At 63.8% G+C, this 17,478-nt stretch carries 14 protein-coding genes; 8 read left to right on the top strand and 6 right to left on the bottom strand.

Annotation, left to right across the window (positions count from 1 at the left end):
* The first annotated feature begins 40 nt into the window (after nt 1-40).
* From OPU96_RS25315 to OPU96_RS25340, 6 genes are all read left to right on the top strand, one after another.
* Nucleotides 41-1,015 carry an ABC transporter substrate-binding protein gene (locus OPU96_RS25315; protein WP_226457489.1) on the top strand — a complete coding sequence of 325 codons (975 nt, stop codon included), beginning with the start codon at nt 41-43 and terminating at the stop codon, nt 1,013-1,015.
* A gap of 30 nt (nt 1,016-1,045) precedes the next feature.
* On the top strand, nt 1,046-2,392 hold the full coding sequence (locus tag OPU96_RS25320; protein WP_498559907.1) for an LLM class flavin-dependent oxidoreductase: 1,347 nt from the start codon (nt 1,046-1,048) through the stop codon (nt 2,390-2,392).
* Entirely contained in the window at nt 2,389-3,072 is a 684-nt protein-coding gene (locus tag OPU96_RS25325; RefSeq protein ID WP_498559908.1) for a peroxiredoxin-like family protein, read from the top strand. The genes OPU96_RS25320 and OPU96_RS25325 overlap by 4 nt, the downstream gene beginning before the upstream one ends.
* A 124-nt stretch (nt 3,073-3,196) precedes the next feature.
* Nucleotides 3,197-4,366: an acyl-CoA dehydrogenase family protein gene (locus tag OPU96_RS25330; RefSeq protein ID WP_498559909.1), complete on the top strand. Its 1,170-nt coding sequence runs from the start codon at nt 3,197-3,199 to the stop codon at nt 4,364-4,366.
* Complete coding sequence (locus OPU96_RS25335; protein ID WP_498559910.1) at nt 4,363-5,307, top strand: D-isomer specific 2-hydroxyacid dehydrogenase family protein; 945 nt, start codon at nt 4,363-4,365, stop codon at nt 5,305-5,307. The genes OPU96_RS25330 and OPU96_RS25335 overlap by 4 nt, the downstream gene beginning before the upstream one ends.
* A gap of 311 nt (nt 5,308-5,618) precedes the next feature.
* Nucleotides 5,619-7,739, top strand: a complete 2,121-nt coding sequence (locus tag OPU96_RS25340) for a TonB-dependent receptor (protein WP_498559911.1) — start codon at nt 5,619-5,621, stop codon at nt 7,737-7,739.
* Nucleotides 7,740-7,744: 5 nt separating this feature from the next.
* Here OPU96_RS25340 and OPU96_RS25345 read toward each other — a convergent pair whose 3' ends face one another.
* From OPU96_RS25345 to OPU96_RS25365, 5 genes are all read right to left on the bottom strand, one after another.
* Entirely contained in the window at nt 7,745-8,515 is a 771-nt protein-coding gene (locus OPU96_RS25345) for an energy transducer TonB (protein ID WP_498559912.1), read from the bottom strand.
* Complete coding sequence (gene tolR / locus OPU96_RS25350) at nt 8,512-8,958, bottom strand: protein TolR (RefSeq protein ID WP_226457483.1); 447 nt, start codon at nt 8,956-8,958, stop codon at nt 8,512-8,514. The genes OPU96_RS25345 and tolR overlap by 4 nt, the downstream gene beginning before the upstream one ends.
* Nucleotides 8,959-8,973: 15 nt before the next feature.
* Nucleotides 8,974-9,666, bottom strand: coding sequence for a protein TolQ (gene tolQ / locus OPU96_RS25355; RefSeq protein WP_192296408.1), 693 nt, complete (start codon nt 9,664-9,666; stop codon nt 8,974-8,976).
* Nucleotides 9,667-9,712: 46 nt separating this feature from the next.
* Complete coding sequence (locus tag OPU96_RS25360; protein ID WP_498559913.1) at nt 9,713-11,575, bottom strand: phytase; 1,863 nt, start codon at nt 11,573-11,575, stop codon at nt 9,713-9,715.
* Nucleotides 11,576-11,658: 83 nt separating this feature from the next.
* Nucleotides 11,659-14,172, bottom strand: coding sequence for a TonB-dependent receptor (locus OPU96_RS25365; protein ID WP_498559914.1), 2,514 nt, complete (start codon nt 14,170-14,172; stop codon nt 11,659-11,661).
* A 415-nt stretch (nt 14,173-14,587) separates the two neighbouring features.
* Between OPU96_RS25365 and OPU96_RS25370 the strand changes: the two genes are divergently transcribed.
* Both OPU96_RS25370 and OPU96_RS25375 read left to right on the top strand, forming a co-directional pair.
* On the top strand, nt 14,588-15,502 hold the full coding sequence (locus OPU96_RS25370; protein ID WP_226457479.1) for a GGDEF domain-containing protein: 915 nt from the start codon (nt 14,588-14,590) through the stop codon (nt 15,500-15,502).
* Between the two features lies 1 nt (nt 15,503).
* Nucleotides 15,504-16,541 (top strand): AraC family transcriptional regulator, encoded by a 1,038-nt coding sequence (locus OPU96_RS25375; RefSeq protein WP_498559915.1) that lies wholly within the window; start codon nt 15,504-15,506, stop codon nt 16,539-16,541.
* Here the strand turns inward: OPU96_RS25375 and OPU96_RS25380 are convergent.
* Nucleotides 16,528-17,409: a LysR family transcriptional regulator gene (locus OPU96_RS25380; protein WP_226457477.1), complete on the bottom strand. Its 882-nt coding sequence runs from the start codon at nt 17,407-17,409 to the stop codon at nt 16,528-16,530. The two genes, OPU96_RS25375 and OPU96_RS25380, sit on opposite strands and share 14 nt — an antisense overlap.
* Between the last annotated feature and the right edge of the window lie 69 nt (nt 17,410-17,478).

Genomic DNA, 17,478 nt, shown 5'->3' on the forward strand with positions numbered 1-17,478 from the left:
TAGCCGAACCCTTTCTTGATCTGCCTGGAGCCTGCATCCCATGGTCTTTACCACCCCTTTCAAACGCCTGCTCCTGGGCACCGCCCTCGCCCTTGGACTGCTCGGCACTGCCGGCGCCGCCGACCTGCAACCGCTGCGGGTGGCCAATCAGAAATCGACGATCAAGGCGCTGCTGGAAGCCAGCGGCGAAACCAGGAATGTGCCTTACGAAATCCAGTGGTCGGAGTTCCCGTCCGCCTCGCCCCTGGGCGAAGCCTTGAACGCGGGGGCCGTGGATATTGGTGCCCTTGGTGACGCGCCCTACGTGTTTGCCCTCGGTGCCGGTGCCTCGCTCAAGGTGGTCAGCATCATCCACGCCGAAGGGCGCAACACCACCGCGCTGCTGGTACCCAAGGACTCGCCGATCAAGACCGTCGCCGACCTCAAGGGCAAGAAGATCGTCACCGGGCGCGGCTCCATCGGCCACTACCTGGCGATCAAGGCCCTGGCCGAGGCCGGCCTGACCACCAAGGACGTGCAGTTCATTTTCCTGCTGCCCAGCGAATCACGCCTGGTACTGGACAACGGCACGGCTGATGCCTGGTCGACCTGGGACCCCTACACCACCGTGGTCACCTCGCAAAGCCAGGCCCGTGTGCTGGTCAGCGGCAACCAGCTGCTGAGCAACCACCTGTACCTGGCAGCCACCAGCCAGGCCATCGCCGACAAGCGTGTGCAGTTGGACGACTTTGTCGCCCGCCTCGACCGTGCCTACGCCTGGGCCAACACCCACCCCAATGAATACGCCGCCGCCCAAGCCAAGATCACCGGCCTGCCGCTGCAAGTGCATGTGGAAGTGGCCAAGGACACCCGCCTGACCCCAGTGGCGATTGACGACAGCGTTATCAGCGGCCTGCAAGCGACCGCCGACACCTATCAAAAAGAAGGCCTGCTGACCAAACACATCGACGTGTCGCAGGGTTTCGACAAGAGCTTTAACGCCAAGCGTGCCCCCAATTCCCAAGCATCGCGCTGATAAAAAGCATCGCGCCAACAGGAGCAGAACATGAGCAAGCCACGTCAACTCAAACTCGGAGCCATGGTCCACGGCGTCGGTCACGGCTGGGGCGAATGGCGCCATCCGCAGGCCCAACCGGACGCCAGCACCAACTTCGGCTTCTACAAGCAGCAGACTGAACTGGCCGAAGCCGCGAAGTTCGACTTCGTGTTCATCGCCGACAGCCTGCACATCCACGCCAAGTCCAGCCCGCACTACCTCAACCGCTTCGAGCCGCTGACCATCCTCTCGGCACTCGCGGCGATCACCACCCACATCGGCCTGGTCGCCACAGTGACCGTCAGCTACACCGAGCCCTACCAGGTAGCGCGCCAGTTCGCGTCCCTGGACCATATCAGCGGCGGCCGTGCCGGCTGGAACGTAGTGACCTCGTGGCTGAGCGGCACCGCCGACAACTTCGGCAAGGCCGAGCATCCGCCCCACGCCGTGCGCTACCGCATCGCCAAGGAACACGTGAACGCGGTCAAGGGCCTGTGGGACTCGTGGGAAGACGACGCCTTCGCCTACAACAAGCACAGCGGCGAATTTTTCACCCCGGGCAAGCTGCACGCGCTGAACCACAAGGGCGAGTTCTTCTCGGTCAAGGGCCCGCTGAACATTGCGCGTTCGCGTCAGGGCCAGCCGGTGATTTTCCAGGCAGGCACGTCTGAAGACGGGCGCAACTTTGCCGCTGAAAATGCCGATGCGATCTTTGTCCACGTAGAGAGCATCGAGGAAGGCCTGGCGTATTCCCAGGACCTCAAGCGCCGCGCCAAGGGTTTTGGTCGCGACCCCGACAGCCTGTCGATCCTGCCCGGCATCCGCCCGATTGTCGGCCGCGATGCCACCGAAGTGGAAAGCCGCTACCAGCAAGCCGTGGACCTGGTCACCGTCGAGGACGCCATCGTCGCCCTCGGCCGCCCGTTCAACGACCACGACTTCAGCAAATATCCACTGGACGAACCCTTCCCGGAACTGGGCGACCTCGGCTCCAACAGCCAAAAAGGCGGTTCCGACCGGATCAAGCAGTTAGCCAGGGACGAAGGCCTGAGCCTGCGCGAAGTGGCCCTGCGTTTCTCGCGGCCCAAGCGTGATTTTGTCGGCACCCCGGAGCAAGTCGCCGATGCGATCCAGACCTGGTTCGAGCGCGGCGCCAGCGATGGCTTCATCGTCAACTCGGTGCTGCCGGACGGCCTGCAATACTTCACCGAACTGGTGGTGCCGGTACTGCAGCAACGCGGCCTGTTCCGTAGCGAATACAGCGGCCAGACCCTGCGCGACAACCTCGGCCTGGACGTACCGGCCAACCGTTACAGCGTCGCCAACGAGAAAGAAAAACAGGAGGCGCTGGCATGAGCGAATCCCTCAACCGTCAGCTGGCGGACCTGCACGCCGAACGGGTCGCGACCTGGGCGCCGCAAGCGCTGCAGATCAATATCGACCAGCGCCAACGCCTGGTGGCTGAAGCACGCCCCGACGACTACGTGCAGGTCGGCGATGAGCTGGACCCGTTCACCCTGCTCAATGTCGAAGGCGGCGAACTCAACCGCGAGTCGCTGCTGGCCGACGGCCCCGCGGTGCTGATCTTCTTCCGCTTTGCCGGCTGCCCGGCGTGCAACATCACCCTGCCCTATTACGAGCGCCAGCTCTACCCACGCCTGCGCGAGCTCGGCGTGCCGCTGGTGGCGGTCAGCCCGCAAGTGCCCGAGCGCCTGGTGGAGATCAAGACCCGCCACGCCCTGCAATTGCTGGTGGCCAGTGACCGAGACAACAACCTCGCGCGGCGCCTGGGGATTCTCTACAGCTTTGACGAGGCGTCGCGTAACGCGGCGCTGGCCAAGGGCAACAGCATCGGCGAAACCACTGGCACCGGCACCTGGGAATTGCCGCAGCCGACGGTGGTAGTGATTGCCAAGGATGGCACGGTGGCGTTTGTGCAGGTGAGTCCGGATTGGTTGGTACGCACGCAAGCCGAGCCGGTGTTGCAGGTGGTGGAGCGCTTGCTGGGCCATCAAGCCGTACGACTGGCCATCTAAGCCCACACTCTCCTGTGGGAGCGGGCTTGCTCGCGAAAGCGGTACATCAGTCACGCATGTGTTAACTGACCCACCGCTTTCGCGAGCAAGCCCGCTCCCACATTTTCTGACCGAGTACATTCCTATGACCCAACCGTCACTACGCTCCGTGGAAGTCGCCAATTTCGAAGCCCTGCTCGAACGCCTCAGCGCCGAACTGGCCAGCACCGCGCAGCTCTACGACGAAAGCGGCGCCTTCCCCCATGCCAATTTCAAACGCCTGCACGAACACGGCCTGGTCGCCCTCACCGTGCCCAAATCCCTCGGTGGCGGCGGGGCCAGCCTGCCCCAGGCACGCAAGGCGATCAGTGCGATCGCCAAGGGCGAACCCTCCACCGCACTGATCCTGGTGATGCAATACCTGCAACACACGCGCCTGCAAGACAGCAAGACCTGGCCCGCGCACCTGCGCACCCAAGTCGCCGAAGACGCCGTGCGCAACGGCGGGTTGATCAATGCCCTGCGCGTCGAACCCGACCTCGGCACCCCGGCCCGTGGCGGCTTGCCGGCGACCACCGCCGTACGCACCGCCGAGGGCTGGCGCATCAGCGGGCGCAAGATCTACTCCACCGGCAGCCACGGCCTGAGCTGGTTCGGCGTGTGGGGCCGCAGCAATGACGCCGACCCGCTGGTGGGTACCTGGTTGGTGCCCAAGGACAGCCCCGGCGTGACCATCATCGACACCTGGGACCACCTCGGCATGCGCGCCACGTGCAGCCACGAAGTGGTGCTCGACAACGTGCTGGTGCCGCTGGACCACGCCGTCAGTGTCAGCCCGTGGAGCGCGCCGTCGCCGGAACTGGATGCCGAAGGGTTCCTGTGGATGTCGGTGTTGCTGTCCTCGGTCTATGACGCCGTGGCCCAGGCGGCGCGTGACTGGCTGGTGAACTGGCTGGAAGAACGCCAACCGTCCAACCTCGGCGCGGCGCTGTCGACCCTGCCGCGCTTCCAGGAAACCGTCGGCCATATCGACACCCTGCTGTTCGCCAACCGTAGCCTGCTCGACGCCGCGGCCGAAGGCCACACCCCGGCCGCGAATGCCGCGCAGTTGAAGTACCTGGTGACCAACAACGCGATTCGCGCCGTCGAGCTGGCCATCGAGGCCTCCGGCAACCCAGGCCTGTCGCGTCACAACCCGCTGCAACGCCACTACCGCGATGTGCTCTGCAGCCGCGTGCACACACCGCAGGACGACGCCGTATTGCAAGGCGCCGGCAAGGCCGCTTTCGCCCAACGCCAAAAGGAGCGCACATGACTCAGGTGATTATCGCCAGCCAGCTGGATGAAGATTTCAACCAGGTGATCCGCGAGCGCCTCGCTGCGATCCACCCCGAGGCCCAAGTCATCGGTGTGCCCGTGGGCGTCCCCAGTGACCTGCCATCCCAGGCGAATATCCTGCTGGCGCGGCCGATCAACGTACGCGGCTACACCGCCCCGGACACCCCGCCACCGGGCTGGCCCTACGGCACGCAGTGGGTGCACCTGGTGTCGTCGGGCATCGATTTCTACCCGCACTGGCTGTTCAACGGCCCGCCGGTGACCACCTCGCGCGGCAGTGCCGCCGACAACCTGGCCGAGTTCGCCCTGGCCGCGATCTTTGCCGCGTCCAAGCACCTGCCGGACATCTGGGTGAAGGACTCACACTGGAACTTCACCCCGCTGCGCCCGCTCAAGGGCACCACCCTGGGCATTCTCGGCTTTGGCGCGATTGGCGAGCGCCTGGCGCAGAAAGCCCAGGCCCTGGGGATCAACGTTGTGGCGTTGCGCCAGAGCCAGGCGCCCTTCAGCGCAGGCGTGGACGCCGCCAAGGACATCCACGACCTGTTCGCCCGTGCCGACCACCTGGTGGTGGCCGCACCATTGACCGAGGCCACGCGCAACCTCATCAACCGCGATGTGCTCGCCAGCGCCAAGCCGGGGCTGCATCTGATCAACATTGCACGGGGTGGCTTGCTGGATCAGGAGGCGTTGCTGCAGGCGCTGGATAATGGCCAGGTTGGCTTGGCCTCGCTGGACGTGACCGAGCCCGAGCCGTTGCCAGATGGGCACCCGCTGTACACGCACCCGCGGGTGAGGTTGTCGCCGCATACCTCGGCGATTTCCACCAACAGTCGCCATGAGATTGCGCAGACGTTCTTGGCGAATCTGGAGCGCTATGTCGCCGGTTCTGAGCTGGCCAACCTCGCCAAACCCTGACACCACCCAATAAATGGGGGAGCGGGATTGTGTGGGAGCGGGCTTGCTCGCGAATGCAGTGTGTCAGTCAATGAATAGGTTGACTGATTCACCGCATTCGCGAGCAAGCCCGCTCCCACATTGGGTATTGGGCGAGCCGGAAATATAATCAGAAAATAGCATCCAACTAACAAATACAATGCATATTATTAATAATTAACATATAACAAAACGGACTTTTACGAACGCCTTTCATATCCATATTGTTACAGACAGCACCGACCCCTGACCAGGTGGAGGCCTTGCCAACCCCACTTTCTCAGGACATCACCATGAGCCATGCCCGTGTGCCCAGCCGCCTCACCCTCGCCGCTTCCCTCGCCTTGCTCGGCGTCTACGCCCACGCCGATGACACCGCCCTGCCGGTGGTGAATGTCACCGCCGAACACCGCAGCGAAGACCTGCAGAAAACCCCGCTGGCGATTTCCGCATTCGACGAGCAGACCCTGGACGACAAGCAGATCCGCAGCGTGCGCGACCTCTCCGGCCAGGTGCCGAACCTGACCCTCAGTCGCCAGTCGATCTCCTACAGCGCGCAGACCTACGGCATCCGTGGCATCGGCGAAACCGACCCGATCCAGGAAGCCGCCGTGGCGGTGTATGCCGACGACCTGTACATCCCCCGCGCCATTTCCTCGATGCTCGACTTCAACGATGTCGAGCGCGTCGAAGTGCTGCGCGGCCCCCAGGGCACATTGTACGGACGCAACAGCAGCGCCGGGGCGATCCGCGTGATCACCCGCGACCCGAACCAGCAGACCCGTGGTTTCGTCGAACTTGGCGCCGGTAACTACAACGCGCAGAACGGCCGCGTCCTGATCAGCGGCCCGCTGGTGGACAACGCGCTGTTCGCCAGCTTCTCGGCGATCCGCCTGAGCCGCGACGGCACCGTGTCAAACCCGACGCGGGGCAAGGACGTGAACAACGTCGACATCCAGTCCTATCGCGGCAAGCTGCGCTACAAGCCCGAGGATTCACCGTGGGATGTGCAACTGACCCTGGCCGGCACCTTTGACCGCGGTGACACCACCAGCTATTCGCCCTTCGATGCCAACGGGCATTTCGACAAGTTCAAGAGCTACAGCAGCCTCGACCCGAAAAACCGCCTCGACCAGGGCAGTTCGGTGTTACGCGCCCTCTATGCGATCGACGATCACCTGAACGTCAAGTCGGTCACCGCCTGGTCCTCGTTCAACCAGCCGGTGGACTACGACAACTCCGGCCAGGCCGCGCTGATCCAGAACAACCTGATCCTCTACAAGCAGAACTACGCGACCCAGGAGTTCCAACTCAACGGCGACTACGACGCCTTCAGCTTCAGCACCGGCCTGTACCTGTACCGCGAGCGCTTCGACGCCGACCGCGACAACCTCACCTATTCCATCTCACGCAACCGCGTGATCGGCCAGGGCCAGTACAGCACCACCAACACTGAAAGCTATGCGCTCTACGGCCAGGGCACCTACAAGATCACCCCGCAACTGTCGCTGATCGCCGGCCTGCGCTTTACTCGCGAGCACAAGAACTTCGAGTTCACCAACTACGCGATCAACACCGACCGGCAGATCACCGGCACTAACTTTGCCGCCGAGTCGAGCAAGTCCTGGCAGTCCACCAGCCCGAAACTCGGCTTCGAATACGCCTGGACCCCGCACCTGAACCAGTACGCCTACGTCGCCAAGGGCTTCAAGGCCGGCGGCTACGACAACCGTGCACCGACCCGCGCCGCCGCCGAGCAGGCGTTCTCGCCGGAAGACGTGACCACCTGGGAAACCGGCTTGAAGGGTGACTTCTTCGACCAGCGCCTGCGCGCCAACGTTGCGTTGTTCTACAACGACTACAAGGACCTGCAGACCAACGCCTACGACCCGGCGCTGGGCGTGAGCCTGCGCACCAACGTCGGCCAGGCCCACACCTACGGCGTCGAGCTGGAGACCCTCACCGCCCTGAGCCGCGACTTGCAACTGACCGCCAACCTCGGCTACCTGGAAAGCCAGTACGACGACTTCCAGAACGCCAGCGGCGCAGGCGTGGATGCCAACGGCAAGCACCTGGTGTTCTCGCCGCGCTGGAACGCCAGCGTCGGTCTCAACTACACAATCCCGGCCGGATTGCCGGGCACGTGGCTGGCGGGCACGGATGCGCAGTTCCAGACCAAGTCCTGGGCCAACGCACTGAACGACGACATCCAGGAAGTGCCGCAGCAAACCTTCTGGAACGCCAACACCCGCTACATCAGCGGCGACGGCCACTGGACCACCACCCTCGCGGTGAAAAACCTGCTGGACCGCGCCTATCCGCAATCGGTGGGCTACGTGCCGTCCAGCGGTGCGCGCTACTACTCGGTCAACGACCCGCGCACCGTGTTGCTGTCAGTGCGCTACGACCTCTGAGGCGCCTATTTGATGCGGTAGTGGAAGGTGTTGCGCACCGCCGGTACGGCGACCGCCTTGCCCTCAACGATGCGCGGCTGGTAGCGGAAGGTGTTCGCCGCCGCCAGTGAAGGCCGCATGAACAATGGATGGCAGCCGTCGAGCACCCGGGGATTTTCCACGCGGCCCTGGGGGTTGACGGTGTACTCCACGGAGCAATCGCCTTCGATGTTCTTGTCCAGGGCGCGCTCCGGGTAGTCCGGAGCTTGCTTGCTCAAGGGCTGGTATTGGCGGCTGTCAAACGCCGGGGCTGCCGCCGGGGCCGCAGGACGGGCGCGTTCGGCGGCCAGGCGTTGTTGGTCCAGGCGCTGCTGCTCCAACTCGCGGTTGCGCTGCTCGGTCGCCAGTCGCTCTTGCTGCTGCACGATTTTCTGGTCCTCGACCCGCTTGCGGGCCAAGGCGGCTTTCTCCAGCTTTTGCGCCTGGATCCGTGGATCGACCACGGGTTTGGGCGGTACCGGCACGGCAACCGGCTCCGGTGGCGCGGGGGGTACGACGGCCACTGGCTCAGGCACCGGCGCGGGCGCGGGCGCCGGTGGCAGCATCACCAACTGGGTGTGCATCACCCGTGGAGCCTCCACCAGCGGTTTTTCCGTGGACCAGCCCAGCATCAGCGCGGCCAACACACCGACGTGCAGCGCCACCGCGATGCTCGCCGCCAAGCTGTTGCGCCAAAACCCCGCCGTGTCCCGGGGCAGCCTTGCCAGCGTTGGACTGTGCATGATCATCGCCGTCATTGCGGGGCCTCGGTCACCAGCCCCAGGTTGCTCACACCGCCTTTCTGCAACACCGCCATGGCCGCGACCACGCGGCCGTAGCCGGCGTTATCGTCGGCGCGGATGTACACCTGGGTGTCACTGCGCGCCGCCACCACCTGCATGACCTTGGCGCCCATTTCGTCCAGGCTCACGGCGCTGTCGGTCTGGTGCGTGGTGTCCAGTTCGCCACCGAGGTTCCAGTAGTAGCCACCGTCGGCTTTCACCGACAACGTCAGGATCTGCTGGCGCGTGTCGGTGGCCAGCGCCTCGGCGGCGACCTTGGGCAGTTCGATCTTCACGCCCTGGGTCAGCATCGGCGCGGTGACCATGAAGATCACCAGCAGCACCAGCATCACGTCGATATACGGCACCACGTTCATCTCGGCCTTGGGCCCGTGCTTGCGTTGCGGCCTGGTCAGCATCGTCTTGCTCCTCTTTCAGGCGGCCACGGCCAGGTTGATCGGCGTGCCGCGCAAGGTGCGGTGCAGGCGCACTTGCAGTTCGTTGCCGAAGGCGTAGTAGCGGGTAAGCAAGGTCTGGCCACGGGCCGCAAAGCGGTTGTAGGCGATCACCGCCGGAATCGCCGCAAACAGACCGATGGCCGTGGCGATCAACGCTTCAGCGATGCCCGGCGCCACCGTGGACAGCGTGGCCTGTTGCACCTGGGACAAACCGATGAACGAATTCATGATGCCCCACACGGTGCCAAACAAGCCGATGTAAGGGCTGACCGAGCCCACGGTCGCGAGAAATTGCAGGCCCTTTTCCAGTTCGATTTCCTGCTCGGTGATCGCCACCTGCAACGCCCGCTCCACCCCTTCGAGCACCGCCGGATCATGGCTGTGCAGGTGCTGGTATTCCTCGATCCCGGCGATAAAGATCGGCGCAATGCCGCCCTCACCCGCCTGCACCGCGTCGCGGTACAGCGGCTGCAAGTCGGGCGCGGCGCGAAAGCGCTGCACAAAAGCGTGCAACTGGCGCTCCAGGCGGCGCAGCACAGTGCCGCGCTGGATGATCAAGTACCAACTGAGCAAGGAAGCCAGCAGCAGCGTGATCATCACCGCCTTGACCAACAGGCTGGCGTCGCTGATCAAACCCCAGATCGTCATATGTTCCATCGTCGCGTGCATGGTGAACTCCTATTCGAATAAAAAGTGATGACCGGGTGATGACGCGTTACGGCAATTTCAGCGTGCGGGTCACCTCGGCCCACGGCACAAACTTGAAGTTCTGGGCCTGCTCGGGCATGCGCTTGCGCCCGTCCTGCACCACCAGCATGCCCTGGCTCCAGGGCCCGCCGAGGTTGATCGCAGTGACTTCCAGGCCATCGGTCTGCGAAGCACCGTCGATGCCGGCATCGGCATTCAGGCCGACGCGAAACGCACCGTGGGTGGCGAACGGCGGTTCGGCATCCACCACCAGGTAGCTGTCGTTGCCCTGGCTGGAGATCACCAGGTAGTCGCGTTTATCGCTCTGGTACAACGCCAGGCCTTCGACGTCCGCGTGCAGTTGCGGCCCCACCTTGATCACGCTGGTGAGCTTGGCCGGCTGGTCGGCGCGGGCATCCACCGCCCACACGCCGACGTCTTCTTCACCGATAAACAGGCGCTGGCGCTGGTCATCGGCCACGCAGCCTTCGGGCTGGCTGTCGACCTTGAACTGGCGCACCAACTCGCCGTGCACGCGGCCGTCCGCGGCGCTCAGGCGGTATTGCAGGAAGGTGCCGTCCTTGTCGTTGGCGATGGCATAGATCTCGCCACTGGCGGGCTGAAACAGGCAGATGCCGTAGATCGCCTTGAGCGGCGTCGGCACTTCACCGGCTTCGCGCAGCTCGCCGCTGCTGCGGTCGATGCTGAACAGGCTCAGGCTGTTGTGATCACGGTTGCTGGCGACGGCAAGGTCGACGGTCTGCGTGCCCAACTTGAAATTGGGGCGCACGTCGACGTTGTTCAGGCGCCCGACCGCCAGTTCCTGCAACAGCTTGCCGTCCAGGTCATAGACCAGCAGGCCCTGTTTTTTGTTGGTGCCGAGCACGCGGCTTTTGCCCGGCTGCTCGGGGTGAATCCAGATCGCCGGATCATCCGCTGCATCGCCCTGACGGCCGACAGGATCGGTCTGGCGCATGGCCGCGACCTCTGGAATCACCGCTTCGACCGGCACCGACTTGGCCTGCCAATTGAGCTTGCCCTGATAGAGCTTGCCAGTGTCGTCATCACGCACCAGCAGTTGCTGGCCGCTCACCGCCAGTTGCTCCGGTTCCTTGAGGCCTGGCAGGTTCAGGCTCGATTGCTCCACCCAGCGCTCACCGCTTTGCTGGAACAGATGCAGTTGAGCCGTCTTGGGATCAAGCGCGACCACACCTCCCGGTACCAGCGCCATGGCCCCGGCTTCGCGCTTGGGATTGTCGAACACCGCCACCGGCGTGCGTTTCACATCCGCTTCCGGGTGCGCCGGGTAAGCCCACCAGCCGAGGTTTTCTTCGTTCACCACCAGGCGATTGGCGCCGTCGTCCACCTGGCAGAATTGCGCCGACGGCGGCAGCGGCAAACCGCGCACACGCTGCGGCTCGCTCAACAGCGTCGCAGCGTGACCGACCAGCCATTGCTCGCCCTTGCCTTCCTCTCCGACGAGGAACACAAACAGGTTGGCGGCGGAGTCGCGGTAGAGGCACAGGCCATTCACCGCGTAGTCGCGGGTGGGCAGGTAGAGCGGTTTGCCGAAGGTTTTCGCGGACGCATCGAGGTTGATCAGCAGGGCTTGCTGGCGATCATTGTCGAGGCTGGCGACCAGGGTCTGGGAGCCGGCGGTGCGGGTATCGAGGCTGCTGAAATTGCCCTTGAAACGGGCCAGTTCGGCACCTTTGGCGTCGACCAGTTGCAAGCCGTCACGGGGGCTGGCGGTGAGGCGCTGGGTGTCGCTCAGGAACGTGATTGCTTCGGCATTCAGGCCTGGCGCCCAGGGCGTCAGCGCCAGGTCGGCGGCCATTGCAGGCACGGCGGTCGCCAATGTCATCAGCAGGTACAGCTTGGAAATTCTCATGTACGGGTAAATCCTTTGAAAACAATGGAGTTCTACTGTGGGAGCTGGCTTGCCTGCTCCCACATTTAGATCAGTGTTGGTGCTTAGAAATGGGTGAAGGTCAGGCCGACTTTGTAGGTCGGGCCGTACTCCTCGTATTGGCCGTTGTAGCTGCGATGGCCGGTGTAGACGAAGTACGACTCATCCGTCAGGTTCTGCGCCTCGAAGCTCACTTGCAGGTTCTTGGTCAGCGAGTAGCGCGCGCTGAAATCGACGAAGGTCTGCGCATCCACGTGCAGGTCGTGGGCCTTGTCGTTGATCGAGGCCAGCTCGTACAAATAGGCCGACTTGTAGTTGGCCGACAGGCGCAGGCTGAGCTTGTCGTCTTCCCAACCGAGCATCAGGTTGCCGACGCTGTCCGACTGGTTCGGCAGGCTGATATTGCGTTTGCGGTTGCTGCCGCTGGCACTGTCGAAGCCCTCGATGTCGGCGCTGGAGCGGCTGAACGTGGTGTTGGCGCCGACCAGCAAGCCGTTCCACGGCGCCGGCAGCCAGTCGAACTTCTGCGAATAGGCCAGTTCCAGGCCGTAGAGCTTGGCACTGTCGCCATTGGCGTAGGTGTGGGCCTCGGAAAAATTGGTCCAGGCGCCGGTACCGGCCAGGTCGGTGTTGTAGACGAAGTTCTTGATGTCCTTGTAGAACACGAACGCCGAGACAGTGCCGGCGCGCCCCATGAAGTGCTCGATGCCCAGGTCCAGGTTGCTCGATTCCAGGGGCTTTAGGTTCGGGTTGCCGAAGGTGGCTTCGTCATCGTCGATCACAAAGCCCGGCGCCAGCTGGCCGAAGGTCGGGCGCACCACGGATTTGGTCCAGGCCGCGCGCACCTGGGTGTTCTTGTCGATCTGGTAGCGCGCATGCAGGCCCGGCAGCCAGTGGTGGTAGCGGCGCTGGGTGTGGTTGTCGCTGAACACGCCGTCGGTGGCGCCGGTGCCTTTGGCGTCGAACTCGGTGCCTTCGTAGCGCAGGCCGGCGATGAAGCGCCAATCGTCGATGTCGACGGTGTTCATCAGGTAACCGGCGTTGATGTCTTCGCGGATGGTGAAGTCGTTGACCCGCGATTCGGTCTCGTCATAAAAGTCCGCCGCATTCAGGCCGCCGAGCAGTTGCTTGATACCACTGGCGCTGATGCCGGGGCCGTAGTTGCCCAGGCGGTAGTCGACATTGCCCTTCTGGAACTGGGTGAGGTTGAGCTGTTCGTCGCTGAAACCGAGGTCATCGAAGTTCTTGTAGGCCCAGGCTTCCAGGTCGTTGGTCTTGTGGCGGCGGCTGACTTTGCCGCCGAACTTGAACTGCGAGGCGTAGCCGCTCAGGTCGTAGTCGCGGGCCAGGTCCAGGCGCAGGTTTTTCTCGGTGTCCTTGGTGTTCTGTTTTTTCCAGTCGACTTTGTCGAGGGTGTAGTTGCTGGCGTCGTAGAAACCGGCGCCGATGATCGGCCGTGGCTTGTCCTTGTCGTAGAAGCCGCTATTGGCGAAGTCGCCGCCGTCGAAGGTCGCACCGGCGATATGCCCCGGGCTGTCTTCGCTGGACTGGCTGTAACCGGCCTGGCCGCTGAGGGTCCACAAGCCAAGCATGCGTTCGCCGCCAAACACGTAGGACTGGATTTCCTGAGTCTCTTCGCGGTTCTTCAACTTGCGCTTGGCTTCGGCATCGCCCAGTTCGCCGGCAGCCAGCGGGTCGGCAAATTCGATGCTGGTGGAGTTGCGGGTCTCGGTGTCCTTGTAGCGGCTGTAGAGGGTGCGCAGGTAATAACTGCTGAGGTCGTCGGGCTTGTAGTCGAAGTTCAGCCCACCACCGGCACGCTCGCGGCTGATGTCGTAGTCACGCTGTTCGAATTCGTTGAGTTTGGCGCCGTCGGTGAAGTCCCAGGCGCCGCCGGTCTCGACGTTGTCCGAGCCGAAGTCACGCTTCTGCCAGCTCAGCGCGGCGGCCACGCCGAAGTTGTCGATGCCATCGCCAAGGCTGAAACGGTTGCTGGCCGCGCCGGAGAATTTCGGGCTGGTCTGGCTGGTGTTCTTGTCGTAGCTGGCTTCGCTGCTACCGGTGTAGAACAGGCCCTTGTGGTCGAAGGCCGAGAGGCTTTGCACGTCGACGGTGCCGCCGAGGGAGTTGGCGTCCATGTCGGGGGTCAAGGTCTTGATCACCGACAGCGATTGCACCAGCTCCGAAGGCAGCACATCCAGGGCCACGGCGCGGCGTGCGCTTTCCGGGGCTGGCACCAGGGTGCCGTTGATGGTCACGCTGTTGAGGTCCGGGCCCAGGCCGCGCACGCTGACGAAGCGCCCTTCGCCCTGGTCGCGCTCGACGCTGACACCGGGCAGGCGCTGCACGGCTTCGGCGACGTTTTCATCCGGCAACTGGGCGACGCCGTCGGCGTGCACCACGCTCTTGATGCTGTCGGAAGTGCGCTGCTCCTTCAACGCCGAATCAATCGCCGCCGCCTGGCCGACCACTTCAACGTGCTCGGTGGTGGCCGCCTCGGCCGCATTGAGCCGCTCACTGGCAATCGCCAGGGCCAAGGCGGTAAGCGTGAAGCTGACGAGCCCGGTGCGCTTGTACATGCAATCCTCCCCAAGAATCCTGTGGCGCCAGGCAAGAGGCCTGGCAACTGGGAGGGCAAGCTAGGGATGGGGGATGACGGTTCTGTGACAGGAGTTGGCTGTGAACCCCGTAAACCGGGGTTTTGAGCGGGTTTACGCGAACAAATGAGCTGAAATGACCTCGGTCAAAATGTGGGGCTTGTGTGGGAGCGGGCTTGCTCGCGAATGCAGTGTGCCAGTCAAAGCTGTTCTAACTGACCCACCGCCTTCGCGAGCAAGCCCGCTCCCACACAAGCCAGCGCCACATTTGATCTGTGTTTGCCAGTGAATTGTGTTTTAGCCGTGAGCTGATTCGACCCACCCCCACCGTCATGCAACCGTCACATCCATCTGCTGTGCTGGCGCCCATCGCTTCGTTGCCCAAGGACTCGCGGCCATGTTCTGCGTACTCAAACCCCACCGCTGGAAACTCGCCCTGCTGCTGATCGCCGCCAACCTCGGGCTGCTCCTGCACCTGGCCTGCGGCGAGTTGAAAAGCGTCAGCGAATGGGTCTGGCTGGACATCTTCGGCGAAGGCGGCTCGGCCCTACTCGCCCTGGTCTGGCTTGGCCTGGTGCTGAAAAGCCGCCCCGCCGGGCGCGTGACCAACTACCTGGCGCTGGGCCTGTCGTGCATCTTTTTCTCATGGTGGATCGACAGCCTCGACGAGTTCATCCGCCTGCCCGACAGCATCACCTGGGACCACTGGCTCGAGTCCGGGCCGATGCCGGTGGGCATGATCCTGCTGACCATCGGCATCTACCACTGGCACCGCGAGCAACTGGCGATCAGCGCGCAGATGGAGAAGCGCGAGCGGCTGTTCCGCGAGCACCGGCTGTTCGACAAACTCACGCCACTGGCCGGTGCCGACTACCTCAAGCGCCAGTTGGCCGAGAGCCTGCAAGACAGCCGCGAGCAACAACAGCCGCTGTCGTTGCTGGCCCTGGACCTGGACAACTTCGCCGCAATCAACCAGGCCTACGGCCATGCCGAAGGCGACGCGGTATTGCAGGCCCTCAGCCATGCACTGTTGCTGAACCTGCGCCGCCAGGATTTGCTGTGCCGCCTGGCCGGTGATCGTTTTGTGGTGCTGCTGCCAAACACCGGCGAACGCCAGGCCCAGGTGCTCGCACTGGAACTGCAACAGAGCGTACGCGCCCTCGCCCACAAGACCCGCCAGCAAGGCGAACGCCTGCAACTGGCGGCGACCACGGCCGTGGTGATGGCCCTCGACGAAGCGCCCCAGGACTTGCTCAAGCGCCTGAACCTGGCCCTCGCCCGCGCCAAACACCCCCTCGCGAAAAGCGCCTGAGATGGCCGTGAAAGCCGACTGGTATGAAGCCGACAGCCGCTTCATCCCCGGGCACTACCAACCCGCCACACTGATCGACCTGGCTTTGTCGCGGGACATCGACAGCCATCGCCTGCTACGCGGCACCGGGCTGTTTCACGAAGACATCCTGGCCGGTACGGCGCGCCTGAGTCCGCAGCAGTTTTTTGCGCTGATCGGCAACAGCCGCAAATTATTGGACGCCGACGACAGCAGCTTCCTGTTTGGCCAGCGCCTGCTGCCAGGCTATTACGGCGCGGCCAGCCACGCCTTGGGGCATGCGCAGAACCTGCATCAGGCCCTCGAGATCCTGATCCAGCAGCAAGTGCTGCTCAGCCCATTGGTGAGCCTGCAACTGGAACTGGATGAGCACCACGCCTACCTGTACTGGCTGGACAGCTGCGGCGCCGGCGAACACTGGCGTTTCCTGCTGGAAGCGAGCATGACCTCGCTGGTTGCCATGAGTCAGTGGCTCAGCGGCGAACGCCTGCCGTGGGCGTGCAGTGTCAGCCATGCCGAGCCGCGTTACGTCGAGCAGTATTGGGTGCACCTGGGCGAAGAAACCCGCTTCGAACGCCCGCTGGACATGCTGAGCATCCCCCGTGAATACCTGACCCGTGCCTGGCCGGGCGCCTCGGCCACGGCTGGGCAAGTGGCACGCCAGCAAGCCCGCGAGCAGATCGAGCAGTTGGGTTTTGCCGGCAGTTTTCTCGATTGCCTCCACGATTACCTGCGCGACCAGGTGCGCCAGGCGCCGAGCCTGGAGCAGGCGGCCCAGGCCTTCGCCATGAGCCCGGCGACCCTCAAGCGCAAGTTGCACAAGCACGACACCGGGTTTCAGCAGCAGGTCGACCGCGTGCGCAAGCAGGTGGCGTTGCACCTGTATCAGGTCAAGGGCTACAGCAATGAGGAAGTGGCGGCGTATTTGAACTTCAACGACGCGGCGAACTTTCGCCGCGCGTTCAAGCGCTGGACCGGCAGCACACCGAGCCTGATCCGCCAGCTGTTCAACAGCCGCTAGCCAGGCGCTCGCGCAGGAATTCCACCAGCGCCTGCACCGGGCGCGAACTTTGCCGGTGCTGCGGGTACACCGCCGACAGGGTCAGGTCTTCGGGGGCGAATTCGTCGAGGACCGTCACCAGGCGGCCGTCCTTCAACGCCTCGCCGACGATAAAAGTCGGCAGGTAGGTGACGCCCAGCCCGGCAATCGCGGTGTCGCGCAACAGGTCGCCGTTGTTCACGCGCATGCGCCCGCACACGTTCACCGCTTGCAGCTTGCCCTTGAAGCGCCACTGCACCTGGCGACCATGGCCGTAGGGCAGGCAGTCATGCGCGGCGAGGTCATCGGGTTTTTGCGGGGTGCCGCGCCGGGCCAGGTAGTCGGGGCTGGCGCAGTACACCCGGGGGATGCCGGCGATGCGGCGGGCAATCAGGGTTGAGTCTTCCAGGGTGCCGATGCGCAGCACCAGATCGTAGCCTTCGCCGATCAGGTCCACGGGGCGGTCACTGAGGTCGACCTCGACCGCGACCTCGGGATAGCGCTGCAAGAACAACGGCAACAGGCAACCCAGATGGGCCATGGCAAACGACAACGGCGCGCTCAGGCGAATGGTGCCGCGCGGCTCGCTGTTCTGGCCGGCGATGCCCTGCTCCACTTGCTCGACTTCACTGAGCAGGCGCAAGGCGGATTCGTAGTAACTCTGGCCGAGTGGCGTAACGTCCAGGCGGCGGGTGGAGCGGTTGAGCAGACGCACGCCGAGGCGGTCTTCGAGCTGGATCAGGCGGCGGCTGACAAACTGCTTGGACAGGCCCAACTGTTCGGCGGCGGCGGTGAAGCTGCCGGATTCCATGACCTGGCAAAACAGGCGCATGTCTTCAAAGGGGTTCATTGTCGCTTCTCGGTGGACATTTAAGCGGTTGTATAACCGGTTAGTCGCAATACCACAAAACAAAATGTG

Source organism: Pseudomonas sp. RP-B7 (genome assembly GCF_059803535.1).

What these genes read in the sequence shown, in the direction of transcription:
- OPU96_RS25375 (WP_498559915.1), top strand. Translation starts at nt 15,504, where the DNA reads ATGGCCGTGAAAGCCGACTGGTATGAAGCCGACAGCCGCTTCATCCCC.
- OPU96_RS25380 (WP_226457477.1), bottom strand. Translation starts at nt 17,409, where the DNA reads ATGAACCCCTTTGAAGACATGCGCCTGTTTTGCCAGGTCATGGAATCC.
- OPU96_RS25330 (WP_498559909.1), top strand. Translation starts at nt 3,197, where the DNA reads ATGACCCAACCGTCACTACGCTCCGTGGAAGTCGCCAATTTCGAAGCC.
- tolQ (WP_192296408.1), bottom strand. Translation starts at nt 9,666, where the DNA reads ATGCACGCGACGATGGAACATATGACGATCTGGGGTTTGATCAGCGAC.
- OPU96_RS25335 (WP_498559910.1), top strand. Translation starts at nt 4,363, where the DNA reads ATGACTCAGGTGATTATCGCCAGCCAGCTGGATGAAGATTTCAACCAG.
- tolR (WP_226457483.1), bottom strand. Translation starts at nt 8,958, where the DNA reads ATGCTGACCAGGCCGCAACGCAAGCACGGGCCCAAGGCCGAGATGAAC.
- OPU96_RS25360 (WP_498559913.1), bottom strand. Translation starts at nt 11,575, where the DNA reads ATGAGAATTTCCAAGCTGTACCTGCTGATGACATTGGCGACCGCCGTG.
- OPU96_RS25345 (WP_498559912.1), bottom strand. Translation starts at nt 8,515, where the DNA reads ATGACGGCGATGATCATGCACAGTCCAACGCTGGCAAGGCTGCCCCGG.
- OPU96_RS25340 (WP_498559911.1), top strand. Translation starts at nt 5,619, where the DNA reads ATGAGCCATGCCCGTGTGCCCAGCCGCCTCACCCTCGCCGCTTCCCTC.
- OPU96_RS25370 (WP_226457479.1), top strand. Translation starts at nt 14,588, where the DNA reads ATGTTCTGCGTACTCAAACCCCACCGCTGGAAACTCGCCCTGCTGCTG.
- OPU96_RS25325 (WP_498559908.1), top strand. Translation starts at nt 2,389, where the DNA reads ATGAGCGAATCCCTCAACCGTCAGCTGGCGGACCTGCACGCCGAACGG.
- OPU96_RS25315 (WP_226457489.1), top strand. Translation starts at nt 41, where the DNA reads ATGGTCTTTACCACCCCTTTCAAACGCCTGCTCCTGGGCACCGCCCTC.
- OPU96_RS25365 (WP_498559914.1), bottom strand. Translation starts at nt 14,172, where the DNA reads ATGTACAAGCGCACCGGGCTCGTCAGCTTCACGCTTACCGCCTTGGCC.
- OPU96_RS25320 (WP_498559907.1), top strand. Translation starts at nt 1,046, where the DNA reads ATGAGCAAGCCACGTCAACTCAAACTCGGAGCCATGGTCCACGGCGTC.